Below are 7058 nucleotides of genomic sequence, written 5' to 3'. Positions count from 1 at the left end.
CGTCGCCGGCGGCGCCGGCGAGCTTGTTCCCCCACGCCAACGAGCAGTACGAGTCACCGAGCGTCGACGCGCACGCGACGACCAGGATCCCGCGCTGCCGCAACGTCAGCGCGGCCGCCTTCGCCGCCTCGGCGAGCAGATCGAAGAGTCCTGTGTGGAGGGACGGCTGGTGCGCCCACACCCGGGACAGGTTCATCACGAACCCGATCTGCTCGAGGTCGCGATCGCGCATGTGGTCGGTCGGCTCGGTGGCGGCCAGGAAGCTCGTGGTGTCCGGTGTGGTCATGGCGGCGAACCTACGAGCACGGCGGGGCTCGGCGCGTCGGCGCGTGCACGCAACTTCGCCTGCGGTGGCGCGCGGGGGGTGTCGGGTAACGCGTAGCCGTCAGGCGCGGCTGAGCAGCCGGGCGACGGCGGCCGCCCGTGCGGCCTTGCCCTGGATGCCGAGCTTGGCGTACGTGTTGTGCAGGTGACGCTCGACCGTCCGCACGCTCAGCGTCAGGGATCGCGCGATGGCCGCGTTGTCCTGGCCCTCGGCGGCGAGCCGCAGCACGTCGAGCTCACGCGGCGAGAGCACGGACGCCGCGTCCACTGCGGCCGGGACCGCGGACGGCGCGCGGTCCGGCGCGAGGAACGCGGCGACCTCGTCGCGGAACACCGGCCAGGCCGGCTCGTCGCCGAGCAGGATGTGGTTCGCGCTCTCCAGCACGACGAGGCGCGCACCCGCGATCGCCGACGCGAGGAACCGGCTGTCTGAGAAGGGGTTCATCCGGTCGTCCCGGGAATGCAGCACCAGGGTGGGAAAGTCCAGCCGCGGCAACAGGTCCACCACGTTTGCCCGCTTGCGCTGCCGGCGGGCGTCGAGCGCGTTGCGCGGCGAGGTGCACACCCGCTGCAGCTCGTCGAGCCAGCGCATCTGCTCCTCGGACGCGCCGGGGATCATCATCGACGTGAACACCCGGCGGAACGTCGAGTCCGGCCGCGCCCAGCCGACCTTGATCAGCCGCTCGAACGTCTCGTCGAGCTCGAGGTCCTCCGGCGACGGGTCGCGTAACGCCGCCGCGTAGCTGCCGTAGAAGATCAGCCGGGAGATCCGCTCCGGATGCCGCGCCGCGTAGGCGATCGAGGGCGGGCCGCCCTGCGACATGGCCATCAGGGCGAACCGGTCGAGCCCGGCGTCGTCGACCACCGCCTCGATGTCGGCGATCCGCGCCTCGAGGCCGAAGTCCTCGACGTCCCAGTCGGACAGACCGTGCCCGCGCTCGTCGTACCGGATGACGGTGGCGAACTCGCCCAGGTCGGCGAGGAAGTGCCGCCACACCGGGCTCTGCCAGTCGTGCTGCAGGTGGCTCAGCCAGCACGTGGCGATCACCAGCGGCGGGCCAGACCCGTGCCGCGCGTAGGCGATGCGCGTGCCGTCGGCGGACCGGCAGAACCTCAGCTCCTGCCGCGGTTGCGGGGCACCACGTCCGGGCGGCATCAGCAGATCGTACCCACCGGCGGCGCGCCGGCGGCTATTGTGATCATGCCGATTGCAGCTTGCGATGGGAGGAGGCCGAGTGCCCGCGCGCCGTTCCGCCCCGGAGCACGAGCCAACGCCGCAGCAGCGGGCGGCGGTGACCGAGTTCTGCGCCGGCCACCACCTCGTGCTGCAGGCCGGCGCGGGCAGCGGCAAGACCACGACGCTGGCCATGCTGGCCGCCGGAACCCGCAGGTGGGGCCGCTACCTCGCGTTCAACTCGGCCATCGCCCGCGAGGCGCGCGGCGCGTTCGGAAGCAACGTCGACTGCCGGACCGCGCACAGCCTGGCCTACCGGGCCGTCGGCTGGCGCTACGAGGACCGGCTGAAGGCGCCGCGGATGTCGAGCGCGAAGCTGGCCGCGATGCTGGGCATCAACCTGGAGCTGCGGCTGGGCCAACGCCGGATCACCGCAAGCGGCCTGGCGTATGCGGCCCAGGAGACGGTGATCCGGTACTGCCAGTCCGCCGACGCGGTGATCGGTCCGCAGCATGTGCCGTGGCTCAGGGGGATCGGCGAGGAGTACCTGCACGACCAGCTCGCCGAGGTGGTGCTGCCGTACGCCGAGCGGATGTGGGTCGACCTGCAGAACCCCGAGCGCGGCCGGGTGCGGTTCCGGCACGACCACTACCTGAAGATGTGGGCGCTGACCGAACCGGTGATCACCGGGAAGTTCCTGCTGCTGGACGAGGCGCAGGACACCAACCCCGTGGTGGAGCAGGTGTTCAATGCCCAGCGCGGGCACGCGCAGCTGGTCATGGTCGGCGACTCCGGCCAGGCGATCTACGGCTGGCGCGGCGCCAGGGACGTGATGACCGGCTTCGATGGCGTGCAGCTCACCCTGTCGCACTCGTTCCGGTTCGGGGAAGGCATCGCGGTGGAGGCGAACCGCTGGCTGGCCATCGCCGGCGCGCCGATCCGGATCACCGGATCGCCGTCGCTCGACAGTGGACTGGACAAGGTCGAGCGGCCGGACGCGATCCTGTGCCGCACCAACGGCGGCGCCATGGCCGAGATCCTCACGCTGCTCAGTATGGGCCGCCGCGTCGCGCTGGTCGGCCGCGGCGACACGCTGTCCGAGCTGGCGCTCGCCGCGCGGGACCTCAAGAGCGGCCGGCGCACCAGCCACCCCGAGCTGCTGCTGTTCGCCACCTGGGGCGAGGTCCAGGACTACGCCGAGAACGACCCAGACGGCCGCGAGCTGCAGCCGTTCGTCGACGTGATCGACGAGCACGGCGTGGACGTCGTGCTCGACGTGATCTCCCGGCTGTGTGACGAGGCCGGCGCGGAGGTCACGGTGTCCACCGTGCACAAGGCCAAGGGCCGGGAATGGCCGACCGTGCGCATTGCCAACGACTTTCACGAGCCCGAGGACCCCGACCAGGAGGTCGACGCCACCGGCGAGCCGCTCCCCGGTCCGATCGACCCCGCGGAGGCGCGGCTTGCCTACGTCGCCGTGACCCGCGCCCGCGACCGGCTCGACCTCGGCGGACTGTCCTGGATCAACCGGCACCCAGACGGAAAGCCGGAGCAACCGGCCGGTCCGTAGGTCAGCGTGGGAAGCGCCAGCGCGTCGCGCCGTTCGGCTCGGCGCCGGCGATACCGAAGACGGTGTGGATGGCGACGGTGTACAGGTGCCACGGTGGGGGTCCGGCGCTCGGGGCGCTGTACGGGGCGGTGAACGCATCCCCGTCCACCTCGGCCGGCCAGCCGGCGTCGTCGCGGTAGTGGGCGGCCACCCGCTCCAGCGTCGCCGGGTCGGTGACCCGCCGCGCCTCGCCCTCGATGACGAGGTCGATCCCCGGCAGGTTGGCCGAGACGGTGCAGGCCGGGTTCGCCGCCAGATTGCGCGACTTGCGGGTCCCCGGCCCGCTGACGAAGTAGAGGTCGCCGTCGAGCCACACGGCGCCGACGCCCGCCGCGTGCGGGCGGCCGCCGGGTCCGGTCGTGCCGAGGAAGAACGAGCCGCTCACCGGGCCGGCCGCCAGCGCCTCCTCGGCTCGGCTCCACTCAAGCGCGGCATCCCCGTACCGGTCCAGGTTGGTCACCTCGGCGGGCGTTCGGTCGGCCATGCGCCCACCATAGCCCCCGCGCCGGGCAGAACGCGGACCTCACCGAGCGGCCAGCAACTCCACCGCGTCGGAGTGTCCAAAGTGGTCGGCCCAGCCGGATGGTGCGGAGTCGTAGACCTCGTCGCGCACGGCGGGGTCGGCGCCTGCGTCCAGCAACACCCGGATGACCTCGACGTGGCCGTCCTGCGCGGCCAGGTGCAGCGCGGTCACCCCACGGCCGTGCGTCGGACCGCCGAACGTGCCGCGGCGGTCGGGATCGGCGCCGAGCGCGAGCAGCCGCCGCACGGCTTCCGCCTCGCCGCGGGCCGCGGCCCAGGCCAGCGGCGTGCCCCGGTAGACATCGGCGTCCAGGTCGGCGCCGCGCGCGTGCAGCCGCTCGATCGCCCGCACGCTGCCGTTGCGGGCGGCCCAGGACAGCGCCTCGTCCACCACCTCCCGCGGATCGGCCGACGGCCGCCAGGCCGGAAAGCCGCCGTGCGGCCGGTAGAACGCCCGGTGCGCGCCGGCCGCCGGGGTCGGCCGGCCGGTCGCGGACAGCAGCTCGTCGATCAGGTCGACGTCGTCGAGTCCGGCGGCGGCCCGCAGGTTGCGCGGCGCCACGCCGTGCTCGGCAAGCTGCCGCGCGACGTCCCGGTGGCCCCAGAACAGCGCGATGATCATCGGGGTGCCGCCGTCGCCGCGCGCCGAGACGTCCACCGGCGCACCGGCCTCGAGCAGGACGCGCGCCATGTGCGGCAGCCCGCAGTAGCCGGCCTGGTGCAGCGCGGTCCAGCCGTGCACGTTGCCGCGTGCGACGTCGGCGCCGCGCTCGACCAGCAGGGCGACCAGCCGCTCGTCGCGGGTGCCGGCGGCCAGCCCGAGCAGGTCGTTGCCGTTGGTGCCCTGCGCGGCGACCAGCTCGGGAAACCGGTCCAGCCGCGCGGCCAGCGCGTCCGGGTCCTGCGCGCGGATCGCCCGCCAGGCCCGGTGGAACGGCTCCCCGCCGGCGGCCAGCCCTTCGACGTGCTCGCACAGCGCCGCCCAGGTGTCGAACCCGTGGTCGCTTGCCACCACCGTGCGGGCGCCGCGCCGGGTCAGCGGCGCGTCCCACCGGGCGAACGCCGCCACGGCATCGGCGGTGCCGTCGGTGGCCGAGGCCAGCAGACCGTCGGCCCGGTCGGCGTAGTAGTCGACGTTCTCCTCGAACGCGTGCCGCAGCGTCGGCCCGTGCGCGGCGACCCGCCGGGCATAGGCGTGCAGCTTGGGCCAGCTCGGGAAGCCGTGCTCGCGGGCGATCACCAGCTGGGCGTCGGCCAGGCGCGGCGGCGCGGGCGGGTTCGGGTGGTGCGCGGCGAGCCGGTCCAGCGCGGCGGGCCGGCCGGCCCGCAGGTCGCGCAGCAGGTCCTTGGCCCGCTTGCGCAGCTTCTCGACGTCGGTGGCGGGCGGCATGGCAGCCTCCTTCCCATCGCCCGCGGTCCGCTGGCACCGGGCGGGGAAGAAGGTGCGATCAGGTGGGTGCATGCCCGAGGTGGGCGCAGCCCTTCCCGCGGACCGGACGCGGCCCCGGCCGCGCCGGCCCCACTGTAGCGCCGGCCCCGGGTCAGACCGGGCGGGTGGCGCGCAGGTAGGCCACGGCCGAGCGGTACCGGACGGTGCCGGTCTCCAGCTGCGGGCGCACGTGACGCTCGAGAGCGGCCCGCTCGGCGCGGTCGAGGACCCGGTCCAGCACCTCGCCGATCGTCGCCGCCCGCGGGTTCGGTGCGCTGGCGAGGTAGGCGTCCCAGTTGCGGAACGTGGGCTCGACCGGGACCTCGCGCTCGACGATCAGGTCGAGCTTGATCCCGACGAACCCGGCCCGTTCGGCGTAGTCCAGCAGATCCCGCTCGTCGAAGTCGAGCAGGGTGCCGGAGCGGCCGTCGGCTTGGAAGGCGTTCCGGACCTTCGCCGCGGCCGCCTCGTGGCCGCGCACGTCGAAGCCGAACAACCGGTGCGGCGGCTCGCCGAGCCCGTGCCGGTTGATCGGCTCGAACATCGACAGCCGGCCGCCGGGGCGCAGCACCCGGAGCATCGCGGCGAAGGCGGCCGGCTTGGCCGCGCCGTCGACGTAGATCAGCACCGAGCGGGTGAGCGCGACGTCGACGCTCGCGTCCGGCACCGCCGCCAGATCGGGCAGGCCGTCGACGACGAACCGGCACCGGTCCGCGACGCCGGCCTCGTCGGCGACCTCCCGGCAGGTGTCGACGAGCGCGGACGACACGTCGCTGAAGATCACCATGCCGTCGTCGCCGACCCGGTCCAGCGCCCCGAACCCGAGCAACCCGTCGCCGCAGCCGATGTCGAGCACCGTCTGCCCCGCGGCGATCCCGGCGCCGTCGAGCACCCGGTCGCGCACCGGCGCCAGCCATTCCCTCGTGCGGCGCAGCACCTCCGGATCACCACCGTGGCGGCGCCGGGTCAGCCATCGCGACCAGATGTCGTCCATGCCGCCAATTCTCGCGCCGGTGTCACATGTAGAGCGCCGGCGGTGCTCAAGGGATGTGGACGTAGGGCATGGTGGGAGCGCACCGGCCGTCGCCCGGCCCGCCGCTCGGTCCCCCGACCCAGCCGGCGCGGCGGCCGGGCGAGCCGAGCGGAAGGGTAGGGGTGGCGTGGTCGTGTCGAGTCCTGCGCGACGAGGGGCCGTCCGACCCGACCTCGAGCAGGTCTTCCGCGCCACCTATCCGCGGGTCGTCGCCGTGGCCGCGCGCGTGCTCGGCTCCCGCGACGAGGCCGAGGACGTGGCGCAGGAGGTGTTCGTGGCGTTCGGGCGCTCCTCGGTGCCGGCCGGCGAGGCGGTGCCGTGGTTGTCCGTCGCCGCGGCGCACACCGCGCTGAACCACCTGCGCTCCGGCCGCCGCCGCGCCTCCCGCGAAGAGGCCGCCGGCAACCCCGATGCCGTCGGTCCGGACGTCGCCGACGCGGTGGTGACCCGCGACGAGCGCCGCCGCGTGCGGGCGGCGCTGGCGCGGCTGCCCCACCGGCAGGCTGTCGCCCTCGTCCTGCGGCACAGCGGCCTCAGCTACGCCGAGGTCGCCGCCGCGCTCGATCTTTCCCCGGGCAGCGTGGGCACCACCGTGCGCCGCGCCGAGTCCGCCCTTCGCAAGGAGTTGAACCATGCGGCATCCGAGTGACGGCACGCTGCGCCGGCTCGTCGACGACCCGGCCGGTGTCGCCGACGCCGACCGGGAGCACGTCGCGAGCTGCCCGGTGTGCCTTTCCGGGCTGGCCGCCGCCCGAAAGGACGCGACGTCCGCCGGCGCGGCGCTGGCGGTTGAGTCCACTGTGGACGTAGAAGCGGGGTGGCGCCGGCTGTCCGGCGCGCTCGGCGCGGGTCGCCGGCGGGTGGCCGCGCCCGCCCCGGCCGCCCGGTGGCGGGCCAGGCTGCGCAGCCCGGTGGTCGCCGCCGTCGGCGTCGTCGCCCTGCTGACCGGGGGCGCCGCCCCCGCCCC

At 74.5% G+C, this 7058-nt stretch carries 8 protein-coding genes; 3 read left to right on the top strand and 5 right to left on the bottom strand.

Annotated features, from left to right (window positions below):
* Both VGX25_RS09575 and VGX25_RS09570 read right to left on the bottom strand, forming a co-directional pair.
* The coding region (locus VGX25_RS09575; protein ID WP_326917279.1) for a hypothetical protein at nucleotides 1–286 on the bottom strand (286 nt) is incomplete at its 3' end.
* Between the two features lie 99 nt (nucleotides 287–385).
* Nucleotides 386–1480 carry an alpha/beta fold hydrolase gene (locus VGX25_RS09570; RefSeq protein WP_326917278.1) on the bottom strand — a complete coding sequence of 365 codons (1095 nt, stop codon included), beginning with the start codon at nucleotides 1478–1480 and terminating at the stop codon, nucleotides 386–388.
* Between the two features lie 79 nt (nucleotides 1481–1559).
* Between VGX25_RS09570 and VGX25_RS09565 the strand changes: the two genes are divergently transcribed.
* The gene (locus tag VGX25_RS09565) at nucleotides 1560–3068 is read left to right on the top strand and encodes a UvrD-helicase domain-containing protein (RefSeq protein WP_326917277.1); all 1509 of its coding nucleotides are present in this window, start codon (nucleotides 1560–1562) and stop codon (nucleotides 3066–3068) included.
* A gap of 1 nt (nucleotide 3069) precedes the next feature.
* Here the strand turns inward: VGX25_RS09565 and VGX25_RS09560 are convergent, their stop codons facing one another.
* The 3 genes from VGX25_RS09560 to VGX25_RS09550 form a co-directional block, all read right to left on the bottom strand.
* Complete coding sequence (locus VGX25_RS09560; RefSeq protein WP_326917276.1) at nucleotides 3070–3591, bottom strand: pyridoxamine 5'-phosphate oxidase family protein; 522 nt, start codon at nucleotides 3589–3591, stop codon at nucleotides 3070–3072.
* A 39-nt stretch (nucleotides 3592–3630) separates the two neighbouring features.
* Nucleotides 3631–5019 carry an ankyrin repeat domain-containing protein gene (locus VGX25_RS09555; protein WP_326917275.1) on the bottom strand — a complete coding sequence of 463 codons (1389 nt, stop codon included), beginning with the start codon at nucleotides 5017–5019 and terminating at the stop codon, nucleotides 3631–3633.
* A gap of 151 nt (nucleotides 5020–5170) precedes the next feature.
* On the bottom strand, nucleotides 5171–6052 hold the full coding sequence (locus tag VGX25_RS09550) for a methyltransferase domain-containing protein (protein WP_326917274.1): 882 nt from the start codon (nucleotides 6050–6052) through the stop codon (nucleotides 5171–5173).
* A gap of 172 nt (nucleotides 6053–6224) precedes the next feature.
* Between VGX25_RS09550 and VGX25_RS09545 the strand changes: the two genes are divergently transcribed.
* Both VGX25_RS09545 and VGX25_RS09540 read left to right on the top strand, forming a co-directional pair.
* A complete protein-coding gene (locus VGX25_RS09545) occupies nucleotides 6225–6740 on the top strand; it encodes a sigma-70 family RNA polymerase sigma factor (protein WP_326917273.1) in 516 nt (171 codons plus the stop codon).
* On the top strand, nucleotides 6724–7058 hold a 335-nt coding region (locus VGX25_RS09540; RefSeq protein WP_326917272.1), incomplete at its 3' end, for a hypothetical protein. The genes VGX25_RS09545 and VGX25_RS09540, both read left to right, overlap by 17 nt.

The sequence above is a fragment of the Actinophytocola sp. genome (genome assembly GCF_035942955.1).
Lineage (GTDB): Bacteria > Actinomycetota > Actinomycetes > Mycobacteriales > Pseudonocardiaceae > DASYTH01.
The sequence above is the reverse complement of the archived record's forward strand: the minus strand, read 5'-3'. Positions and strand labels throughout refer to the sequence as shown.